Genomic DNA, 19,605 nt, shown 5'->3' on the forward strand with positions numbered 1-19,605 from the left:
ATAGAAGTAAACTGAGCAATATAGTGACAGCAGTTGCCATTAAACAACGGTTTCAGTGCAAAATAAAAGCGCCAGCGAGATCATTTCGCTAGCGCCAACCTTAAAGAAGTTAGTCGTTTCCGTTCTCCGCGGAAGCGATCACTTTAAGGTAACAATTTCCAGTTGCCAAAAAGCATCACCCCCTTTCATTTGATGCCCACAGTATGGACCCGTTCGGGGAGAAAAGCAAGTGAATTGCCTTACCTTAAATTGGTGTTAAAGTTAGGCAAATGTGAATGATTAGTGATGGGAAGCAACGAATGTTTTGCATAGCGTTTTCAATGTTTAAAGATCAAGGGTTTAAATGACAATAGTATTACAAAAGACGTGAAATTATTTCATTCAAACGACAAAAAGGAGTTAATCCTTGTTTATTGAGTCTTATCCGGCTATAATCATAATCGTAGTTAGGGGATAGCTTGAACGGGTTAGTGAGTTATGAAATAAAATTCTTAACAAATACGCTAACTTCGGTTATACTATTCTTGCTTGATAAATTACATACATTATGTTTGGAGGAAGAAATTTATGCAATCAAGTTTAAAGAAATCTCTTTACTTGGGTCTCGCTGCTTTAAGTTTTGCTGGCGTTGCTGCAGTATCAACTACTGCATCTGCTAAGTCTTATGCTAAGGCTGGTGCCTACACTACTTTGACTAGCAAGCCTGAAACTCGTAACGTTGAAGCTACTGGTACAAACGCTTTGTACACTAAGCCAGGTACTGTTAAGGGTGCTAAGGTTGTTGCTTCAAAGACTACTATGAAGACTTTAGCTACTTCTAAGAAGTCAGCTAACTACTTCCGTGCATACGGTGTTAAGACTACTAACCGTGGTTCTGTTTACTACCGTGTTGTAACGATGGATGGTAAGTACCGTGGTTACGTTTACGGTGGTAAGTCTGACACTGCCTTTGCTGGTGGTATCAAGGCCGCTGAAACGACTACTAAGGCTACTAACCCAACCAAGTTACAAAACTACTACTTGAAGGACGTTTCAAAGAACACTCTTTGGACTGCTCCTAAGTACACGCAATACAAGGCAAGCAAGGTTGACCTTTACGGTGCACAAAAGACCGATGCCTTCAAGGTAGACCAAGCACAAACGAAGACTCGTGAAGGTAGTTTGTACTACCACGTTACTGACGTAAATGATTCATCCATTTCTGGTTGGATTTACGCTGGTAAGGGTTACGATGCTACGGCTACTACTCAAGACCTTGGTGGTCTTTCATTGACTGTATCTGATGCAGCTGCAACTGCTGATAACAGTGTTAAGGTTGTTTACCGTGACGCTACTACTAAGGCACAAGTTGGTACTGCTTCTTGGATCACTGCTTTGACTACTACTAAGTCTGGTGACAAGGTTGCTTCTACTGATTTGAACGCTGCAAAGCAATCATTATCAGACTTTGTTACTGCTGCAAAGCCAGCTAACTACAGTGTAGGTGCTGACTATGTTGCCCCAGCTTCTACTCAATATGGTACTACTTTATATGTTGATGTAACTGCTACTGCAACTTCAAAGATCAACTTGAACGTTGATACTGTTACTCCTATCACTAACTCAGACAATACTACTACCGATGTTACTACTCCATTGACTAAGGGTACTAAGTTGACCACTTCTGATGTTACTGTCAGTGGCTTTGACTCAACTCTGTTAGATGGTACTAAGGGTACTCAAATCGGTAACACTAACTTAGGTAACATCGAAACTGCCTTAGAAGGTGCTAAGTTGACTGGTACTAAGACGTACTACGACAACCAAGGTAACCCTTACCACTACGAATTTGCTCTTACGAGCAAGACCGTATTTGCAACTGACAACCGTGCAGCTAACTATGGCGACAACTTGAACGCTTACTACACTGCAACGTTGAAGGCTGGTTCTGCTTCAACTACTAGCTCAAACGATGGTTGGATTGCTTAATTTAATTCTAAATTAGATTTAGCATTTAGCTAAGTTGTAAAAAGATCTCAATCTTTGGATTGGGATCTTTTTTTTTGCTATAAAAATAGGTTAAGTTTTGCTTTTTTTGAATTTTAGCTGAGTTTTACTGGTATACTTACAGACGTTGCAAGTTGTGCAATAAATTGAGTTTCATCGGAGGAGAACTAAAGATGCAAAAAAGTTTAAAGAACTCTCTATACTTAGGTTTAGCAGTATTGAGTTTAGGAGCCGCTACGGTTGTTAGCACGACCGCTGACGCTGCTTCTAAAGCTAAGGTGACGTCAGATGTTACCTTGAAGACGGATGCTACTACGCGGAACGTAGAAGCAACGGGGAAGAACGCCTTATACAGCAAGCCAGGTACTGTCAAGGGTGCTAAGCGGGTTGCTTCTAAGACCACGATGAAGAAGTTGGCTAACTCTAAGAAGTCTGCTGATTACTTCCGTGCTTACCGTGTTGCTAAGACGAACAAGGGCTTAGTTTACTACAAGGTTGTCACTATGGATGGTAAGTACCGTGGTTACATTTACGGCGGTAAGGACACGAGTACTTTTGCTGGTGGAATCAAGTCAGTTGATACCACCACTAAGGCAGCAATGCCAACGCGGACGACTGGCTTCCACTTGACGAATGCCAAGAAGAACGGCCTCTGGAATGCGCCTAAGAACACCCAATACAAGGCTAAGAGTGTTAGCCTGTACGGTGCAAGCTCAACGGATACGTTCACTGTTTCCGCTGCCCAAACTAAGACGCGTGAAGGTAGTTTGTACTACTACGTTACTGATGACCAGAACAAGGACATTGCTGGTTGGATCTACGTGGGCCAAGGCTACAAAGACGCTTCCTCAAAGACTTTTGGTGGTTTGACGCTTAACTTGGCTGAAGCAGCCGCAACTAACGACAACAGCGTTAAGGTTGTTTACCGTGATGCTAACAAGGCAACTGTTGGTTCAGCAACTTTCATCACTTCAGCAGCTAAGACTAAGGCCGGCGATCCTGTTGGTTCTAACGTCAACGCTGCTAAGAGCGACTTAGCTACATTTACGGCTAACTCATTGCCAAGCGGCTACAAGTTGAAGACGAGCCCTGTATCAACGACTAACGCTACCTTTGGGAACACGTTGTACGTTGATGTAACTGCCGCAGCAACTTCAAAGATTTCTTTGAACGTTGAACGAGTTGACAATGGTTCTTACTCAATCACTAGCCCATTGACAACCGGTGCTATGAGTTCTAGCGAAGCTTCAGTTACGTTGAAAGCTGACGCTATCGCTGCTTTGAGTGGAACTAAGGGTCAAACTATTGGTAATACCAACTTGACTAAGATTGCTAACGGCTTTGCTACTAGCTTTGAAGGTACGAAGACGTACTACGCAGCAAATGGTGACGCAATGCACTACAAGTTCATCTTTACGCCTGCTAACTTTGAAGGTGACAACCGTCTTGCAAGTTACGGTGATACGTTGAAGGCTAGCTTCACTGCACAAATCGTTCCAGGTGCTCCTACGTCAACTTCCTCTGACAGTAGCTGGATCGCTTAACACATAATTTAAGATGATTGCATAATGGGAAAGGCCTCGGATCTTGGATCTGGGGCCTTTTTTAGTTTAAAATACGATTAATTGATGCGGAGTGCTGGTAATAGATGCTTTTGGTGATATTATTTTAAGAGTGAGCTTAATACGATGAAGGAAGTGTAATTGAGTAATTGAAGGAAAAATGTAAGGTGTTTTTTGGTGAACCATTAAGCTACTTTTCTGTAGGATTAGGCGGAATGAGTGCAGCATTTATTTCACTTTTGTTGAATAGTGAAGTTAAAAGATTACATAAAAAAGTAAAAAAAGTAATTGATATGGGCAGTCTAACGTCGCCGACACTATTTCAAGTGTTATTGTTTACACTAGGTCTAGTGTTAACTTTTATTTTTTTTGCAACATATTTCAGACGGCATAAACATGAGAAAATGACTAATTATTTACTTATGTCGGGTGGGATATTTGCTGTCTTCATTATTTACTTAGTTTTATGTATCGCGCAGGGAAAAGTGTCGTGGCTACTGGAATTATCGTTGTGGGCAATGGTGAGCTTGTTAATTTGGCTAGCAGTATGCTTAGTTAGAAGTATATACAAGTGGGTTTTGATTAACCCTGAGGATCAAAGCAAAATTAAGATAGATTTGGCGAAAATGACACTTGTGTGGACTGTAATAATAGCTGTAATAGGATGGATTGTAAAAGGAAAGTAGGTGATGTATTTATGTTTAATAGCTCTAAATGTTTTTATATGTCGAATATAATTGTGTTATTGGTAATTGTTTTTTATGATGTAAAACTATATACGTATAATAAAATTTTAAAGAGGATATGGGATTCGTATAATAATATAATACAAGGTTCATTTGAAGTGATGCAGGCTGATGGTTATAACTCATACTTGCTCTGGGGTATTGCTTTTGTTGGCTTAATGATATTGATGGTGATTTTGATTTGGAAATATTTTAGTATGCAAAGTGTTATTTCAAAGCTTATCCTAACAATAATTCACATAGGACTGTTTATAGTAACAATTTATCTTCTCTGTAATCCGATTCTGTTTGCCTTTGCCACTGTCGGAATGGTTGGTGGGATCTATATTGCAACACAAGGGTAAGTTTGAACGGATTTTTAAAATATACTATGTATAATTTCAAGTTAGACGTTTAAATTGTTCATTGTTATTTTACAAAAAAGACAATGGTGTACTGAACTGCGTGCCAAATGTAGATCATTTTGCGACTAATTATGTGTTAGTGTTGTATTTCAATTTCAAACACGAATTAGTTTAACGCCTTGTAAAGTAGAAGCACATTTTTTTAGTGCGATTGTCGTTAATTTGCGATCCAAAGTAGTGCGTATGTTCAAGGTGTTACGACTTTAAACACGTATTTGATATGAAATAGATAGAAATAAGAGTTTAAATGTCCTTGTGAATCGAGTATAATTTGTTTTAGTAGAACGAGTGTTCATGTCTTGAGAGGAGGATAAGCGTGCTTGTAGAAGACTTCATAATGTTGTATACAGATACGGTACAGGAGCTTGCAAATAGTCGCATCAAGTGTTTTTTCGAAGCGAATAATATTGACTATATACAAGTTACAGGGAATTCAATTGCCGTTGCCTATTCTCCTGAAGAGTGGACAAATTTATTTAAAAATCCTACTTTTTCTGAAAAATTGGTGAATTATAGAATAAGTAGGCGTGTGTTTAATAATTTGGCCTTTGAAAAAATTGTGGCCCGACAGTTCGTTGTGGGACTGCGAACAATTGATATTGTGATGGACGATGAAGAAGATAGTCTAGAAATTCAAGAGTTTGTTGAGGGGCGTCAAACTATTGATGATATACGAGACCTCTTTTCATGGGTATCAGACGAACGCTATAACAACTCAAATATTAATTGTATTGTTTTCAAAGATAAGAGTAGCGGCAAAATTGAGTTATTTCGTAGTGGAAAAATACGCTTTGAAGTAGTGAGCAATGTTGAGCAAGTGCTTTTGTTTTTGCAGACTGGAAGGTCATATTGTGAGAATTAAAAGCTTTTTAAGAACGTCTTTTTTATCAATTTTGAACGCGGTGATTACTTTTTTTGTTGCTGTTTTGGGGCAAGATGTACACAGCTTTGGATATTCACTTTTGAGTACCTTTTTAAAGAAACCATCTGCTACTGTTGTTGTTGTTGCATTCTATACATTACTAGCAACGGTTACTCTTTTTCCATTAGCAAAATTGCTTGACCATATATTCTTCAATGAATTTGTTCAGCTAACTTTTGTAATTACTGGTGACGCGGTACAGAAGAAGCCAAATATTGCTGAATATGAAGTTAGTATGAGGAGAGATGATGGCTTAAATAACATCTCTGACCTTTCATTAGATTTGAAGATTGTTGCCAATTCTTGGCTTGGATTTCGTATTTTATCATGGATTAACCCAGTGGTTGTTATTGGTCAGAATGGCAGCAGTAATTTGAAAAATATTTTTCAATTTGTTCCAGATGAAGCCACGCTTGTAACGAGAAACGGAGAGTCGGAATTAGTCATTCAAAATATTTTTAAAAATTTAAAATTTCAAAGAGGAAAGGTAGTTCCACATCGATTTGGTTTTCAGATACTGCCTCGTGGTGAAGTAGACTCCAGTGCCAATATAATAATTGAGTGCAGGATGAGTTATTTTATTAAAATTAATTTTGAAAGCTATACGGCTGTTATTAAATGATCGTGGGTGATAATATTGAGTACGATTTCACATATTTATAAGCTTGGTACGGCCTTTGATTCTTTTTCAAAAATTGAAAAAGGAATTTTGAAACGTTCTGTCATCGAAGGGGAAAAATTTAGTTTTTCAAAAGAGTACAAAAAGCAGGCTGAGAAGCTCGGTCATAATGAGCGTGTCCTTTTCTATAGTTGGGTGGATGGTTCAGATTTTAATCGTCCAGAAACAGTTGGATTTATAAATCCTGAGAACGGTCAAATCGATCAGATCAACTATGTTAAACAAAAAATAAAAATTGAGGTAGCAAAGAAAAGTCGATCAGATAAATATGATGCTTTTCATAACATAAGGCCTAGAGACGAGCGCGTAAATGTGCTGGAGATAGATACCTTGTTTTTTCAAACGAATAATAGCTTTTTTGTAATTGTCTTTACTGGAATTCCTAAAATGTTAAGACGTGTTGAAAAGCTGGTTAAAAGAAGCCTATCAATTGACGATAATTATGCAATTGATGCTGATGCTATGGAATTTGTGTGGCTGTTTTACGCTAGCGATGAAAATAATGGGCAATTATCTAAATACTTGAACTTGTTAGACATTGAGGGGTTTAGTGGAAAACTCGAAAGTACAGCTAAAACAAATATTTCCAGTGGAGCTCTTTCTATGTCGAAGTACTTTATTTTGAAAGCGTTCATTGCTCTTCAGTATACGTTTACTGGTGTTAAGTTAGAGTTACAATTAGTAAACTTACAAGGAAAAAGTGGTGGGATACTAGGCTTTAGCTTTGATAATAATAACTCGGTAAAGGTTGAAGAGAGAGCAACTGTAGTGTCTTTATTCTCTTCAGAAGATAATAAAGTTTTAATGACTTTGTTTGTGTACAGTTTTATTCTTCCACAGTTAATTAAAATATATTCTGCAAAACATTCTTTGCCGGATTTTGATCAGAATATTTTGGAATATCATAATAAGCTAGGTATGGATGTAATTAAAATGATTATTGAAAAAAACCCACAATTGAAATTACTTGGGGCAGATATGCTAAAGGGATAACTGATTGCTTATGATAATCTGAAATGGCAATACTAATAAGAAATTAACATTTTATTGCTGTTATTGTGATATCGTTAGAATATTTATTGTTTTCCACAACTAAATTTATAAGCCAACATCCACGACGAAATCGGCAAAATTCGGTATAGTAATGAAGACGTTGAAAAAGGATTCCATTTTCAAAAGATTACTAATTCGATGAAAACGACGTTCTGCTAGGTTTCGGAAGGGGAGTTAGCGACATGGTTAAAGTGGTTGCCCAAGTGAGTCACCCGGATATTACGGGTGCACCCGTGGCGTTTCAAGTGATTGAAGTGGAAGAACGGCTGACAATTTTTAGTGAACCCATTGCCAACACGCACCGTTACTGGGTGCCGGCGACGGCCGATATTGATGATGAAGAAGAGTACCTAGAGCCCATCGACGATCCAGACTACAACTTTCGGGCCGACTTTGCCATCTATCGGCAGAAGTACCACTTTCTCCAACCCGAAGAGATCCAGGCGGCACGCCAACAACTGGGCTTATCCCTAGCCGAAGCAGCCGTCGTCCTGGGCCTAGAAGTGGACTTTTTGGCCGATATCGAGGCCAACATGGCCCTGCAACCCTATGACCAAGAACTCAAGCTCCAGTGGCTCCAGTCACCCGAGCTGCTCACGGCACTGGTCTTGCAGCACCAGTCGATTATGCGGGAACGCTGTCGCCGCGCCGAAATTAATGCGGAGGCCCTACTGGGCAAATTCGTCAAGCGGCAGGCAGCCTCTTAAAGCAGCTAAGCGATTAAATAAAGCGGACGGCCAATCTTGGTCGTCCGCTTTTAGAATTGATTTAGGGGGCAATGCTCAGATATGGTTAACTAATTATCAGAATTTAGTTAAAGAATTTGGTATACTAGGAAGCGTTCACATATTAGTTTAATCATTAAGGAGATCATACATTATGCAATCAAGTTTAGCTAAGTCACTTTATCTTGGTTTAGCCGTTTTGAGCCTGGGTGCCGTCACCACGGTAGCCACCACCGCTCAAGCCGCTAGCAAGGCCAAGGTTGTTTCCAGCAAGACGCTGACCATCGACGCCACGAAGCGTAACGTTCAGCCTACCGGAAAGAACGCGTTGTATTCCAAGCCTGGCACAGTTAAGGGCGCTAAGAAAGTTGCCTCAACCACCACGATGAAGAAGCTGGCTTCCTCCAAGAAGTCCGCCGACTACTTCCGGGCCTACTACCAAAAGGTAACGAACAAGGGCTCCGTTTACTACAAGATCGTTTCCATGGATGGCAAGTACCGCGGTTACATCTACGGGGGTAAAAAGGCAGGAACCTTCGCCGGCGGCATCAAGAAAGCAGCAACGACTAAGTCCGCTGATTTACCAGCCAACAAGACGGTCTACTTTGCCAAGCCTGGCAAGTCTAACGTAACCTGGAACGCGCCCAAATACACCCAGTACAAGGCTAGCAAGGCCGTTAAGAGCACCGCTGACTACGCTAATGACGTCTTAACGGTGACTTCCGCTATCAAGAAGACGCGGGAAGGTTCTCTGTACTACTACGTGACGGATGCCACGAACCCCAACGTTAACGGCTGGATCTACGCCAAAGCAGTGACGAACACGAAGCCAAGCACGTCAACGTTTAACGACAAGACCGACGTGAAGGTTAACTTCAACACGTCTACTGGCAAGACGGTGGCCACCACTACGCTGGCCAACTTGAAGGACAACGCCGGCAAGACGCCAACCGCCACTGGAACTGCGGTGGGCACTAGCGCCACGAACGTTGCGACTAATGATTGGGGCAAGGCAGCGCTAGTAGGAACGGGGTACAAATACTCCCGTTCTGACTCCATGAACCTGACCGCTTTAGCCAACGCCAAGACCGGTGACACGATTTCCTTAAGCGTGGCCCAGAATGCCGCTAAGGCCACTAAGATTGAATTCTACCAAACGGCAGGTAACGGGGACCTTTCTCAGGCTGCCACGGCGCTGAAGGCCTACGTTGCCGGAAGCACGGCTGCCAAGGATACGGTCGTTTTCCCAGCTGCCAGTGACTTCTCTGGTGTCGAGGGCCAGACCTTTACGGCCAACGATGTCACGACTTATCTGAATGGGGCGAACTTGGGCACGCTCTACACGCCTAACTACACGAAAGGCACCGATAAGACGCAGTACTACGCGACTTACCGGCTGTCCAGCACGCTGAGTGGGACCTTTGGTTCAACGACCAAGGCCTTCTACGTGGGCACTGAAAAGACAGGGACTTCTCCTGCCACAACGGCGACCGCTACGACGACCACTTACTTCGCCAACGCGACAGCTACCAAGTAAAATGCTAAATATCCATGAAGGGCCGGCCAAAGTGTCGGTCCTTTTTAGTCCCCTCAATCGCGCTGTAACCGCCGGGCCACTGCCGCAGTCAAATCCGACGCCTCTAGTAGTGGTCGCAGGTCGTTGACCCCCAATTGCGCCGCCAGTGCCGAGACAATCTCCGGTGACACGGGGATCTGTTCCGCTTCCATCTGCCAGTAAACCATGGGCGAGACGTCGTAGATCAGGCTGGCAGTGTGAATGGGGCAGTACTCGTCGGCCAACCGCAGACAGCGCAAGATATCGGCATAGCTGTTCACCGCGCGCGGATCGCGGGACTTGACCACACCATATTTGGCGGCAAATTCAGCGCTATTGGGCCAGTCCATGGCCTGATGGAGATTGGCGGCGAGTCGGATATCCGCTGAGATAGTTAGTTCAAATAACGCAGTCGTTAAGTCCTCGGCGCGTTGCAATTCGGTCACCTGCTGATAGTTAAGGCCGTAGCATTGGAAGATGAGGGCCAACAAATCCGAGTTAGGATAGTGAATGTGGTCGTGCTCCAGCTCGCTCAAATACCAGCTGGGAATATCGAGATTTTTCAGCACGTCGGTGTAACTCGCGCCATCGGCCAAAATCAATCGTGCCTGGTACAGGACGTCGCCCAACGAATGTCGCGTTTTGCTCATCTACCAACACCTCACTTTTACCTAGATTATAGCAATCCCAAGCGCCAATTACATGAGATCCCCATGAAATTTGCGACTAAAATTATGAGAAAAATCGAATTTAATCCGCATTAATTTAGTTATAGTTCGTGTATGACTTGCTAAAAGATTTCCCCTAAACACCGTTGACACTGGCTACCCGTTTATATTTTGAGCGATAAAATATTTTTAAAATTCAATGTTTATTTCTTGCTATAATTCGGTTTTTGTGGGAATCTATAGCTGGGCCATAGAAAGACCGTGACGAGCTGTCACAGGCCTTAATATCCTTAGAGAGGAATTAACGAATGGCTAATAGATTAACGAGGGGACTCAATCAGTCTACCCGTCTAGAAATTGAACGTACTGGTGTCATTGATTTTACGCATCTCAAACCGGAGGACGTCGTGCGGCATGTTCCTAGAGGAAAGATCGAGGTAGACTGGCAGTCGTTACTATTCATCAAGAATAGTCGGCCAGCGGATACCATCTTTTTGACCGCTCGTGAAGGCTTCTTCCGGACGCCTATGACGCCTAAAGAACTCGTTAGTCTGGCCATTGATTCTACGGATAAAACGTGGCACGATCATCACACGAACGTTCAGTTATTGCAGCTCAGTGAACCGGCGCCGGTCGTTAGTGGCAATTTACAACTGCTGGTCACCGAACAGCCGATGCGTAAGCACCAGACTAGTTGGGTCGGGGTTCAGTCCATTGAGCGGGTCAACGAAGTGTCGCCAAAGAAAGTTCGTGTCCAGTTGGAGAACGGGATGGAGATGATATTTCGCGATACGGTCACCCGACTTCGGAAGAAGATGACTGAAGCCAATCGGATTAAGCATCACCTCATTAAGGAACATCAAAGTTCGCTACAGCACTTTGCGCCCGATAAGTATCCGGAGTCGGCGGCGGACGGCTTCGATATTCGAGAAGACCGCGTTAAACGGAGCGTGGCGCTGCTATCAGACTGTATGGTGGCACTTAATCAGCCGCAGAGTCCGCAGAATTTGCGAACGGTGATTGTCAGCGTGTTGCGGGGCAATCGCGGGACCTTTCATTTTGAGGATGAACAATATTGACCAAACAGACCGTTACTTCAGCGTTTGAACGCACTCCGTATTAAGAAAGTAATATCAAATTTGGCTAAGATGTGATTTGTTTATAATGTAGTCTGTTATCTGTGGTAGGATGTTTAGGGGAGGTAACTTTTAGGGCTTATGGTTTTACCCACTAAGTTACCACTACGCGATGACTATGTTAAAGACGGACCGACAATGTAAGCCTGTCGGTGGTCACGAGGAGGAAGAGTAACATGATGGAAGCCAATAAATTAGCCGTGGACGTCCAACGGATTCACCAACTGAATTCGCTGTTGCGCCCATTTATTAAACGGCCAAGCAGTGGGGATGCAATCACGTTCGAACAGTATCGGATTTTACACGAACTCGCAATGGAGAAGATCAGCACCAGCGAGCTGGCGCGGCGACTCAACGTCGGCCAATCCATGATTTCGATTCAGATCAGCCGGCTGTTGAATAATGGCTACATTGATGACGAAACGTTAGCGACAGACCGTCGTTACCACGTTTTTGAAATCACGCCGCGTGGCCGGCGCATCGAAGAGCACGTGAGCGACGTGCTCAACGAAGAACTGCCAGAACTCATTCAACAGCTGACTGAGATTGTGAACGCTCATTAATTAAAGTTAACCTAGAAGATGCGGGGCCAACCTGCATCTTCTTTTACGTTCTAGCGACATCAGCCATCACTAAAGGTTGAATGCTGAAGGTAGGCTAAATCACGTCCCTGCGGCTGGCAGAGATTCCGCCTGCTGTGGAGACCGCCTGCGGCCTGAGAAGCGGTCCTCCGGCTCGGTTCGAAGCCCGGAATCCCACCGGTCTACGAACACGTCCCACGCTGTAAGCCGAGGATCGGCTAACACCGTCGACACAGCTGGCTCCATCTCTGCCCTCCTCCGGTTAAGTGAGTCTTTGACTGGCTAATTGACTTAACTGACTGGCTTATTATCATTATTTAGTCAATAGTGCTTGGTGACCTCAATGTAGCCGAGAGTGAGTCAAATTTGGACTCAGCCGTGGGATTTACCAAGTGATCTGCTTGGTAAATGGCGACTTGAAGACGGGGTCTTCGGCTTCAAGCGAGGGGCAAGACCGCCCTTTGGCTTGCCCCGTCCTTCCCACAGCGATCCAGTCCAAATTTGGCGAACGGTAAGGCGGCGGTGAACATCTATGTAAGGGCACATACAGGCATTGAAGACAAAATAAAAGCCAGCCGCAATCAAGCGGGCTGGCGATTATAACCTATTCTGCTGCTTCAACGGGTTCGTCGTCCGGCTCGTCCATTGGCTGGCCGTTGGCGTCTACCAGTTGGAGCTCGCTGAGACGAATGACAACTAGGTCACCGAAAGAGTCGATCTTGTCGGTTTCTTTCTTGGCAAGTTGAGCTGGTTCCACTTTAACTAGTGCGGAATGTTCGTAGATCTTAGTGATGGTACCGTAGAATGAATTTGAGAAAAGTTCAGTCTTCTCGCAATAAACGCGGTTGTTTTCATGCAATGCCATGAGCAATCGTCCCCCATAAAAGTAATTTATAACAGATTAAAGGTCGAGTGCCTAAAAGTCAAGCAAATTCCACAAAAAGCGTTAAAATGGTCAAACAATTTCGCCCAATAGTTAGTAAGGCTATCACCTAACTGGTTTTGGGGTGACGGTTTACAACCGCCGTAACCGGTCGATGCGCGATTGGGTGGTAAAATTCTGCAGGGCTTCGGTCTGTTGGGCGAGTTTCGTTGCGAAATCCGTCAAGAAGTTTAATTCTAATTCCGTCAGTGGCCGTTGGGCTTGGGCCGCCGTTAATAGGTTGTCGACGGCTGTATTCAGTTGCTCGTGCTGGGCCACTAATTGTTTGAACGCCGTTGTACCAGCTAGACCGGAAGTGGCCGTCGTCTTGATGTGGACCGTCGTGGCTTTAGCTGCGGTCTTAGGTGTAGGGGCTGCGCTACTGGCCGCTGCCTGTTGTTCCTGGCGCTGGATCTTGGCTGGCGCTGGGGTGTTGGCGTCGAAGTAATAATAGACTTCCCGCGGCTTCACGGCCGCCTTCTTAATGCGGGGGTCGATGGAAGGGGCAGCCGAGACGGCCCCCATCACGACGGACTGCACGTATCCCAGATTACCCAACATTTCCCGGAGCTTCACGGCCCGAATCCCCCGAATGCCAGGGAACTTGTCTTCAGAGACCACTTCCGCCGTCTGATCATCCTGTAACCAAGCGATAATTTGTTGTCGAATCTTTGCTGCCTGACTATTTTTTGTATTTGCCATTGTGGGCCTCCATTGACCTTAAAGTTTTCAACGTTGATTAATGATTAACTTATCCTGATGCTAGTCGCCTTATGGGCGAGATACCGCGTTTTTCATGGTAGTGTCGGTTAAACATTAATTATTTAATTACTAATATTGAAGCATGCTTTCTGGGGTGCTGGCAAGGGGTAGGCCTTAATTTTTGGCAAAATTTGGCGGTTCATCGCCGGTTACTAATCTTTTTAGGACAAGTATGGTACAATCAGAATACATAGAGGAACTATCCTGGTGACGTCAAACTCTTCGTGGTTTGGCAAGGCTGACATCACTGTGCGCACGTAGTTGATCATTGGTTAATGAGCCGTGATTGTCGACAGCCGCGGCACGTTTCCCAACCTTGATTGGCTACGGGCCGATAATGGAAGGGGGCGTTGCTGCGACCCTTCCTTTTGTTTTTGTGCCGAAGCTAGGGTAGTTTCAATCAATTTAGGAGTGAACAATTTTGCACATTTTTAGAGATGAAAACGGGATTCGTCTGGTCGTATCCCACCAGCTCGGACATTACGCCGTCCATTTCGCGGAATACGCCCCCGAACAAGAATTCGTGAACTATGGCTTGAGCAAAGACCGGCATGGCCGTTATCATCTGACCATTGAGAAGACGAACCTGACAGAACTAGACCATCCGGAACTTAAAAAGGAATTGGTCTTCGGTGACTTAGGGGATAGTCTCACGCCCATCCAAGGCGTTACGTTAATGTTGATTTAAATTCAGTGAGCACGACAGTCGTAATGACTGTCGTGCTTTTTTACGCGCGATTAATCCCGGAGTATCAAGGGATAGCGCGCTTTTTTTCAAAAGTCCACCCCTTTTCGGTTGCTAAATGTAACTGTGAGTATTACAGTATAACCGTAGACAAAAACGAAAAGGGGTTAATATTTATGACAAACGTATTAGTACTGGGTGCCAACGGTAAGATTGCTAAGTTAGCGACGGCGCAGATGCTGGAAAATGATCAGAACCAATTGACGTTGTTCCTGCGTAACGCCAAGCGACTCGCCGATGAGGCCAGTGATCGCGTGAAGGTAGTGGAAGGAGATGCCAGCAGCGTTGCTGATCTGAAGGCAGCGATGGCCGGAATTGATATCGTTTATGCCAACCTCGCAGGTCACAACATTGAAGATGAAGCCAAGGCTGTGGTTGCGGCGATGGATGCCAGCCAGGTCAGCCGGTTGATTTGGATTTCAACTTTGGGTATTTATGATGAAGTACCTGGCAACTATGGCAAGTGGAACCACCAGATGTTGGACGGCGGTTACCTGGAGACTTATGCAGCCGCCGCTAAGGTGATCGAAGGCTCGGACCTTAACTACACATTGATTCGGCCAGCTTGGTTGGACAACAAGGACGAGATTGATTACGAGACGACTAAGAAGGGTGAAGCCTTCAAGGGCACTGAAGTTTCACGTAAGAGTATTGCGGCAGTCGTTGCGAAGCTCGTGGCTGATCCGAGCCTGGCTAACCACGAATCTCTCGGGGTCAACAAGCCTAATACGGATGGGGATAAACCAGCTTGGTACTAAGCGGCAGCGTTTAGCGGTACCGGGGCATAAAAATAACTTTTCTACTATAAATGCCCGTGTCGCGGTACTCCGGGTCTATCCGCTGAAATTCCGGATTCAAAAAGTGTGCATTACAAGTAAATTCGCGGTATAACTATGTTGTGTGTTGAGTAAGACTCCACACGACCGGAATGTTTTGTATCACTTAATTAGGAATCAATTTACTAAGCTCATCTCTGTGAAACTTTTCCTCCAAACAAGAACCCATGGAATTTGCCTGGAATTGATTCATACGTTGCGATACCATCAACGACCACGACTCGTTGGTGGTATTTTTTGTACAAGAGTGGGACAAAAGGCGGTTAGCTGGTGAGCATTAAGACTGACAACCGAATAATCCTGGGTTGGGATTCTTGGGTTGTCAGTTTTAAGCGGAACCGGCTGCCTTTTGGCGCACGTTTCGGCTATGTGAATGGTGGAGTAGAATGGAACTTAGGATTTTTCTAGGTCAATTTTTGTGCGCTAAAATACCGTAGTACCAACGATTGGGCCACCAATTATAAAATAAATTAAGAAGTTTAGGCGTTTCTATTGCAAACGCTTACAACCCGTGTTACTATTATGTCACGGAAAGGAATTAAGAGTTGTGATGGTACCACATGATCTAGTTGATTTACCAGCTTTACGAAACTGATTTCCGTTTTGACGTAGGTCAGATTCTTTGTAGAGAACCATGGAACACAGTATCAAGTGATTAGACAACTCCGATAAACCTTCTAACGAACTCTGGTGGATTCAAGCAACTGGTTTGAAAATGACGAACAACTGAATATAGTGTCAGCTTAGCGCTTCACGTAAGCGTGTGTGTTTAGAGACGTGTAGACAGTGTTACAGGCGTTAACTAGAGCTCGGATGTTGCGGTAGCAGAGGTCATGCAAGGATTTCAAGTAGAATCGTTAAAGCGTGTTCTGTTAGGGTAATGAAGGAATTAAGCACCATCGTTACAAACCAAAACGGTAGCCAGAAATAAAATAATAGTATGATTGTACGGCTGCGACAGTTGGTTCGAAATATAGTTATGAGGCGATTAAGTATTAGAATGATTACGAAACGGGAATTAAGTCACAACCTCCTTTCCGGAAGTTAGCGGACTTCAAGTTATCTCCATTCAACTTGAAGCCCGTTTTTGTGACTTCCGGAGTAAGTTGTTCCAATGAACCAATTGCTAGCCGGCTTAATTGATCGTATATGGCGTAAATCGGTTTGACAGGTGGGCTTCTTGGTGGTAGGGTATTGGCTATAAAGTGATAGCGCTAACATGTCGGTAATTTGCCACGAGTAAATCCTTTTATGCAAACGAGGATTAGCCCGGCTAATGGCGAGAAGGCCGGCGTTGGTGGCCGCTCGGTCGAGATGGTTAATGGGCGCAATGTTCGGAAATCGCCTTTATCAGATTTCTTGCAATCAGCCATTTACAGGCGCTCATAGAAACGGTATATTATTACTAGACCGAAAAAACACCAGCTGGATTATTTAATCAGTGTTGACCTAAGGAGTGAGAAATGGTGGCATTTCATCGCATTTTCGTGATTGACTTTGCTGGCTTAGGTCTGGGGGAAGCCCCGGATGCAAACCGCTTCCAGTCAGTCGGTACTGATACATTAGGTCATGTGGCGGTTAGTTGGTCGGGTAAACTAAATCTTCCAACATTACAGCGGTTGGGCCTCGGAAATATTCGGGTTGACCATCCACTGCTGGGGATTAATCCCGTTGCCACGCCGCTGGGCTTCTACGGACGCTTACACATGGCGGCTGAGGATAACCAATCGGCCACGGGACTACGCGAGATGTGGGACTACAATGGTCGCACCCGTACCCAGAGTGTGTTAGCAACGCTATCGGAAGCTGGCTATCCCGTCACCATCGCCGCGCCGTTTACGAGTTACTTGCAAACCCAAGACGCGGCGGAGAAGTTGCAATTGGGAAGTAACAAAGAAGCCTTTCGGGTGCTGAATGAGTTACTTTACCGGCCGGCTTCGGGGATGTCACTGATTGTGTTGCCCGACTTCCAGTTTGCCGGTGAACATGGCGACACCACCGAGTTCGGTGAGGTGTTGCAGCACACGGATGAGGCGTTAGGGCAGATCATTCATGACATGGGCGTTAACGATCTCTTGATCGTGACGGCCAGTGAGGCGGTTGACCCCACGGTCGCGGTAACCCCGACCAGGGAGTATTTGCCGGTGATCGCCTATTCCGCCTCACGACCGAGCACGCATGCGTTGGGCATCCGCCGCACTTTAGCGGATGTTGGCGCCACGGTTCTGGAGAACTTTGGCTTAGCAGCCTATGCGGCCGGACATAGCTTTTTAAATGAATTTACGCAATAATGAACCAGGTTTGAACGAACCTTGAAAGGGGGTGAGGGAGCATCAGTATCAGGGGGTAATCACTAGGTTGCAAAGGTCAACGTCGAGTAAGCCACGATACATCAATTATTTAACATTTTCACCATTTGCTGAAAGCGTTGAAATCTAGTCGTTACGAACTGATGTCGTTCGTTCGTAACAGAAGTTATGCGATACATAATTTCTGCAGCAACATCGTGTCAACTTTTGCATGGCAAACGTCCATGCATCAAAGAATAATATCGGAAAGAGGTATTTTGACCAATGCTAGTCGCAGTCAATATTTTAGGGGTAATTGTTTACCTCGCCATCGCTTTCTTATTCTCGAAGAATAAGAAGAAGATCAACTGGAAATCAACGGCCATTGTTTTGGTTCTTAACTTGGTTCTGGCTTGGTTCTTCACTAGTTTCTCTATTGGACAAGACATTGTTAAGGGTGCCGCTGATGGATTCAACTGGTTAGTCCAAGTGGCTTACCAAGGGATCGTCTTCGCCTTACCTAACTGGGTTACCCCACAATTCGGCGGGACTGCCAAGTCGATGAACTTTATTACGAGTTCATTGCTTCCAATCTTGTTGGTTGTTCCAATGTTCGATATCCTGACTTACATCGGGGTATTGCCTTGGATCATCAAGTGGGTTGGTCGTGGCCTTTCCTTCATTACTGGACAACCTAAGTTCGAATCATTCTTCTCTGTTGAAATGATGTTCTTAGGTAACACTGAAGCCTTAGCCGTTTCTCAATTACAATTAAAGAGCATGCGTAAGGAACGTAACTTGACGCTTGCCATGATGTCAATGTCATGTATCACGGCTTCCATTCTGGGTGCATATACTCAAATGGTTCCTGGTCAATTCGTACTGACGGCCGTTCCAATTAACATCTTGAACGCCATCATCGTCACGAACATGTTGAACCCTGTTGAAGTTGCCCCAGAAGAAGATACTATCGCTAAGATCGGTGGTTCCGGTTCTGGTGCCGAAGCAGAAGCTGTTGAAGACAACGGTAAGAAGGAACCATTCTTCTCATTCTTGGGTGACTCTATCCTGGGTGCCGGCCGTCTGATCTTGATCATCGCCGCAAACGTTATTGCCTTCGTTGCCTTGGCCGCATTGATCGACCGGATTCTTGAATTGTTCAACCCATGGTTATCTCTGGAACACATCTTAGGGATCATCATGTTCCCATTTGCTTGGTTGATGGGTCTGAACGTTCACGATGCATTCGGCTTCGCCCAATACATGGGTACTAAGCTGGTTACGAACGAATTCGTTGTTATGGGTAAGATTGCTTCTACCATCAACACGAATGCTTTCTCCGACCACTACCGTGCCATCTTAACTGTCTTCCTGACTTCCTTTGCTAACTTCTCAACTACTGGGATGATCATTGGTTGTTTCAAGGGGATTGTTGACCGTGAAAACAACGAATTGATTTCTAAGAACGTTGGTTACATGTTACTTTCCGGGATCTTAGTTTCCCTGCTTTCTGCCGGGATCGTTGGTCTCTTCGTTTGGTAAGATTAACCCATTCGTTAACTTAGAATGAAGGTTTAAAATTGATAGCCCAGGGCCGTTGGCTTTGGGCTATCTGTGTCAAATGCTCCGGAAATCCAGCGTCCTAATCGCTGACTCAACTGACCAAATTGTGGTTGAGCGCCTAGTTTATGAGGTGAGGTCAGCGATGGTGGACGATGGCGTTAACGGAACTTGGCGTCTCGCTAGCCGTGGGAATACGTACGGTTGGACAGTGGGAATGCCCTTGGCGTTTGATGGCGTCGTGTAAGCCGTGAGGGTGGGTGAAATAGGCTCAGCCGTGGAATTTTCTATGTGGCTTGCCACTTAGAAAATTGGTGGGGGTGAAACTCGCTTCATAGAGGTTCAACCCCAAGTTGGAAGACCGCACTTTGGCTTCCAACGTCCGACCACAGCGTTCCAGCCTATTTCACCCGCCCGGTAAGGCGACGATGCTAATGAAGACCCAACGGCATTCACCACGAGTTTTAACAAATGT

General features: G+C 44.7%; 17 protein-coding genes. 14 read left to right on the top strand and 3 right to left on the bottom strand.

Annotation, left to right across the window (positions count from 1 at the left end; all coding sequences use genetic code 11):
* Positions 1 to 567 precede the first annotated feature (567 nt).
* The 8 genes from HF569_RS03430 (at position 568) to HF569_RS03465 (ending at position 9,614) form a co-directional block, all read left to right on the top strand.
* Positions 568 to 1,968 carry an S-layer protein gene (locus tag HF569_RS03430; protein WP_168901330.1) on the top strand — a complete coding sequence of 467 codons (1,401 nt, stop codon included), beginning with the start codon at positions 568 to 570 and terminating at the stop codon, positions 1,966 to 1,968.
* A gap of 191 nt (positions 1,969 to 2,159) precedes the next feature.
* A complete protein-coding gene (locus HF569_RS03435) occupies positions 2,160 to 3,530 on the top strand; it encodes an S-layer protein (RefSeq protein ID WP_168901331.1) in 1,371 nt (456 codons plus the stop codon).
* 185 nt (positions 3,531 to 3,715) lie between these two features.
* Positions 3,716 to 4,234 (top strand): hypothetical protein, encoded by a 519-nt coding sequence (locus tag HF569_RS03440; RefSeq protein WP_168901332.1) that lies wholly within the window; start codon positions 3,716 to 3,718, stop codon positions 4,232 to 4,234.
* Between the two features lie 780 nt (positions 4,235 to 5,014).
* Positions 5,015 to 5,560 carry a hypothetical protein gene (locus HF569_RS03445; protein WP_168901333.1) on the top strand — a complete coding sequence of 182 codons (546 nt, stop codon included), beginning with the start codon at positions 5,015 to 5,017 and terminating at the stop codon, positions 5,558 to 5,560.
* Positions 5,550 to 6,242 (top strand): hypothetical protein, encoded by a 693-nt coding sequence (locus tag HF569_RS03450; protein WP_168901334.1) that lies wholly within the window; start codon positions 5,550 to 5,552, stop codon positions 6,240 to 6,242. The genes HF569_RS03445 and HF569_RS03450 overlap by 11 nt, the downstream gene beginning before the upstream one ends.
* Positions 6,243 to 6,257: 15 nt before the next feature.
* Positions 6,258 to 7,292 (top strand): hypothetical protein, encoded by a 1,035-nt coding sequence (locus tag HF569_RS03455; protein WP_168901335.1) that lies wholly within the window; start codon positions 6,258 to 6,260, stop codon positions 7,290 to 7,292.
* A 242-nt stretch (positions 7,293 to 7,534) separates the two neighbouring features.
* Complete coding sequence (locus HF569_RS03460) at positions 7,535 to 8,059, top strand: hypothetical protein (RefSeq protein ID WP_168901336.1); 525 nt, start codon at positions 7,535 to 7,537, stop codon at positions 8,057 to 8,059.
* Positions 8,060 to 8,231: 172 nt separating this feature from the next.
* Complete coding sequence (locus tag HF569_RS03465) at positions 8,232 to 9,614, top strand: hypothetical protein (protein ID WP_168901337.1); 1,383 nt, start codon at positions 8,232 to 8,234, stop codon at positions 9,612 to 9,614.
* Positions 9,615 to 9,667: 53 nt separating this feature from the next.
* Here the strand turns inward: HF569_RS03465 and HF569_RS03470 are convergent, their stop codons facing one another.
* Entirely contained in the window at positions 9,668 to 10,282 is a 615-nt protein-coding gene (locus tag HF569_RS03470; protein WP_168901338.1) for a hypothetical protein, read from the bottom strand.
* Between the two features lie 326 nt (positions 10,283 to 10,608).
* On the opposite strand from HF569_RS03470, the gene HF569_RS03475 reads away from it, so the two are divergent.
* Positions 10,609 to 11,379 carry a hypothetical protein gene (locus HF569_RS03475; protein ID WP_168901339.1) on the top strand — a complete coding sequence of 257 codons (771 nt, stop codon included), beginning with the start codon at positions 10,609 to 10,611 and terminating at the stop codon, positions 11,377 to 11,379.
* Between the two features lie 233 nt (positions 11,380 to 11,612).
* Positions 11,613 to 11,999: a MarR family winged helix-turn-helix transcriptional regulator gene (locus tag HF569_RS03480; protein ID WP_168848892.1), complete on the top strand. Its 387-nt coding sequence runs from the start codon at positions 11,613 to 11,615 to the stop codon at positions 11,997 to 11,999.
* A 622-nt stretch (positions 12,000 to 12,621) separates the two neighbouring features.
* Here the strand turns inward: HF569_RS03480 and HF569_RS03485 are convergent.
* Both HF569_RS03485 and HF569_RS03490 read right to left on the bottom strand, forming a co-directional pair.
* A complete protein-coding gene (locus tag HF569_RS03485; protein ID WP_168849916.1) occupies positions 12,622 to 12,882 on the bottom strand; it encodes a hypothetical protein in 261 nt (86 codons plus the stop codon).
* Positions 12,883 to 13,032: 150 nt separating this feature from the next.
* Positions 13,033 to 13,641, bottom strand: a complete 609-nt coding sequence (locus HF569_RS03490; protein ID WP_168901340.1) for a hypothetical protein — start codon at positions 13,639 to 13,641, stop codon at positions 13,033 to 13,035.
* Between the two features lie 481 nt (positions 13,642 to 14,122).
* Here HF569_RS03490 and HF569_RS03495 point away from each other — a divergent pair, with 481 nt between their 5' ends.
* The 4 genes from HF569_RS03495 to HF569_RS03510 all read left to right on the top strand — a co-directional run bounded on the left by HF569_RS03495 (position 14,123) and on the right by HF569_RS03510 (position 19,112).
* Complete coding sequence (locus HF569_RS03495) at positions 14,123 to 14,389, top strand: hypothetical protein (protein ID WP_168849914.1); 267 nt, start codon at positions 14,123 to 14,125, stop codon at positions 14,387 to 14,389.
* Positions 14,390 to 14,562: 173 nt separating this feature from the next.
* Positions 14,563 to 15,204 (top strand): SDR family oxidoreductase, encoded by a 642-nt coding sequence (locus tag HF569_RS03500; protein ID WP_168901341.1) that lies wholly within the window; start codon positions 14,563 to 14,565, stop codon positions 15,202 to 15,204.
* 1,541 nt (positions 15,205 to 16,745) lie between these two features.
* Entirely contained in the window at positions 16,746 to 17,573 is an 828-nt protein-coding gene (locus HF569_RS03505; RefSeq protein WP_211089612.1) for an alkaline phosphatase family protein, read from the top strand.
* 282 nt (positions 17,574 to 17,855) lie between these two features.
* Positions 17,856 to 19,112: a NupC/NupG family nucleoside CNT transporter gene (locus tag HF569_RS03510; RefSeq protein WP_168849911.1), complete on the top strand. Its 1,257-nt coding sequence runs from the start codon at positions 17,856 to 17,858 to the stop codon at positions 19,110 to 19,112.
* Positions 19,113 to 19,605: the final 493 nt, after the last annotated feature.

The sequence above is a fragment of the Levilactobacillus tujiorum genome (assembly GCF_012641185.1).
Taxonomy (GTDB): Bacteria; Bacillota; Bacilli; order Lactobacillales; family Lactobacillaceae; genus Levilactobacillus; species Levilactobacillus tujiorum.

What these genes read in the sequence shown, in the direction of transcription:
- HF569_RS03485 (WP_168849916.1), bottom strand. Translation starts at nt 12,882, where the DNA reads ATGGCATTGCATGAAAACAACCGCGTTTATTGCGAGAAGACTGAACTT.
- HF569_RS03490 (WP_168901340.1), bottom strand. Translation starts at nt 13,641, where the DNA reads ATGGCAAATACAAAAAATAGTCAGGCAGCAAAGATTCGACAACAAATT.
- HF569_RS03500 (WP_168901341.1), top strand. Translation starts at nt 14,563, where the DNA reads ATGACAAACGTATTAGTACTGGGTGCCAACGGTAAGATTGCTAAGTTA.
- HF569_RS03510 (WP_168849911.1), top strand. Translation starts at nt 17,856, where the DNA reads ATGCTAGTCGCAGTCAATATTTTAGGGGTAATTGTTTACCTCGCCATC.
- HF569_RS03505 (WP_211089612.1), top strand. Translation starts at nt 16,746, where the DNA reads ATGGTGGCATTTCATCGCATTTTCGTGATTGACTTTGCTGGCTTAGGT.
- HF569_RS03480 (WP_168848892.1), top strand. Translation starts at nt 11,613, where the DNA reads ATGATGGAAGCCAATAAATTAGCCGTGGACGTCCAACGGATTCACCAA.
- HF569_RS03435 (WP_168901331.1), top strand. Translation starts at nt 2,160, where the DNA reads ATGCAAAAAAGTTTAAAGAACTCTCTATACTTAGGTTTAGCAGTATTG.
- HF569_RS03460 (WP_168901336.1), top strand. Translation starts at nt 7,535, where the DNA reads ATGGTTAAAGTGGTTGCCCAAGTGAGTCACCCGGATATTACGGGTGCA.
- HF569_RS03475 (WP_168901339.1), top strand. Translation starts at nt 10,609, where the DNA reads ATGGCTAATAGATTAACGAGGGGACTCAATCAGTCTACCCGTCTAGAA.
- HF569_RS03470 (WP_168901338.1), bottom strand. Translation starts at nt 10,282, where the DNA reads ATGAGCAAAACGCGACATTCGTTGGGCGACGTCCTGTACCAGGCACGA.
- HF569_RS03465 (WP_168901337.1), top strand. Translation starts at nt 8,232, where the DNA reads ATGCAATCAAGTTTAGCTAAGTCACTTTATCTTGGTTTAGCCGTTTTG.
- HF569_RS03430 (WP_168901330.1), top strand. Translation starts at nt 568, where the DNA reads ATGCAATCAAGTTTAAAGAAATCTCTTTACTTGGGTCTCGCTGCTTTA.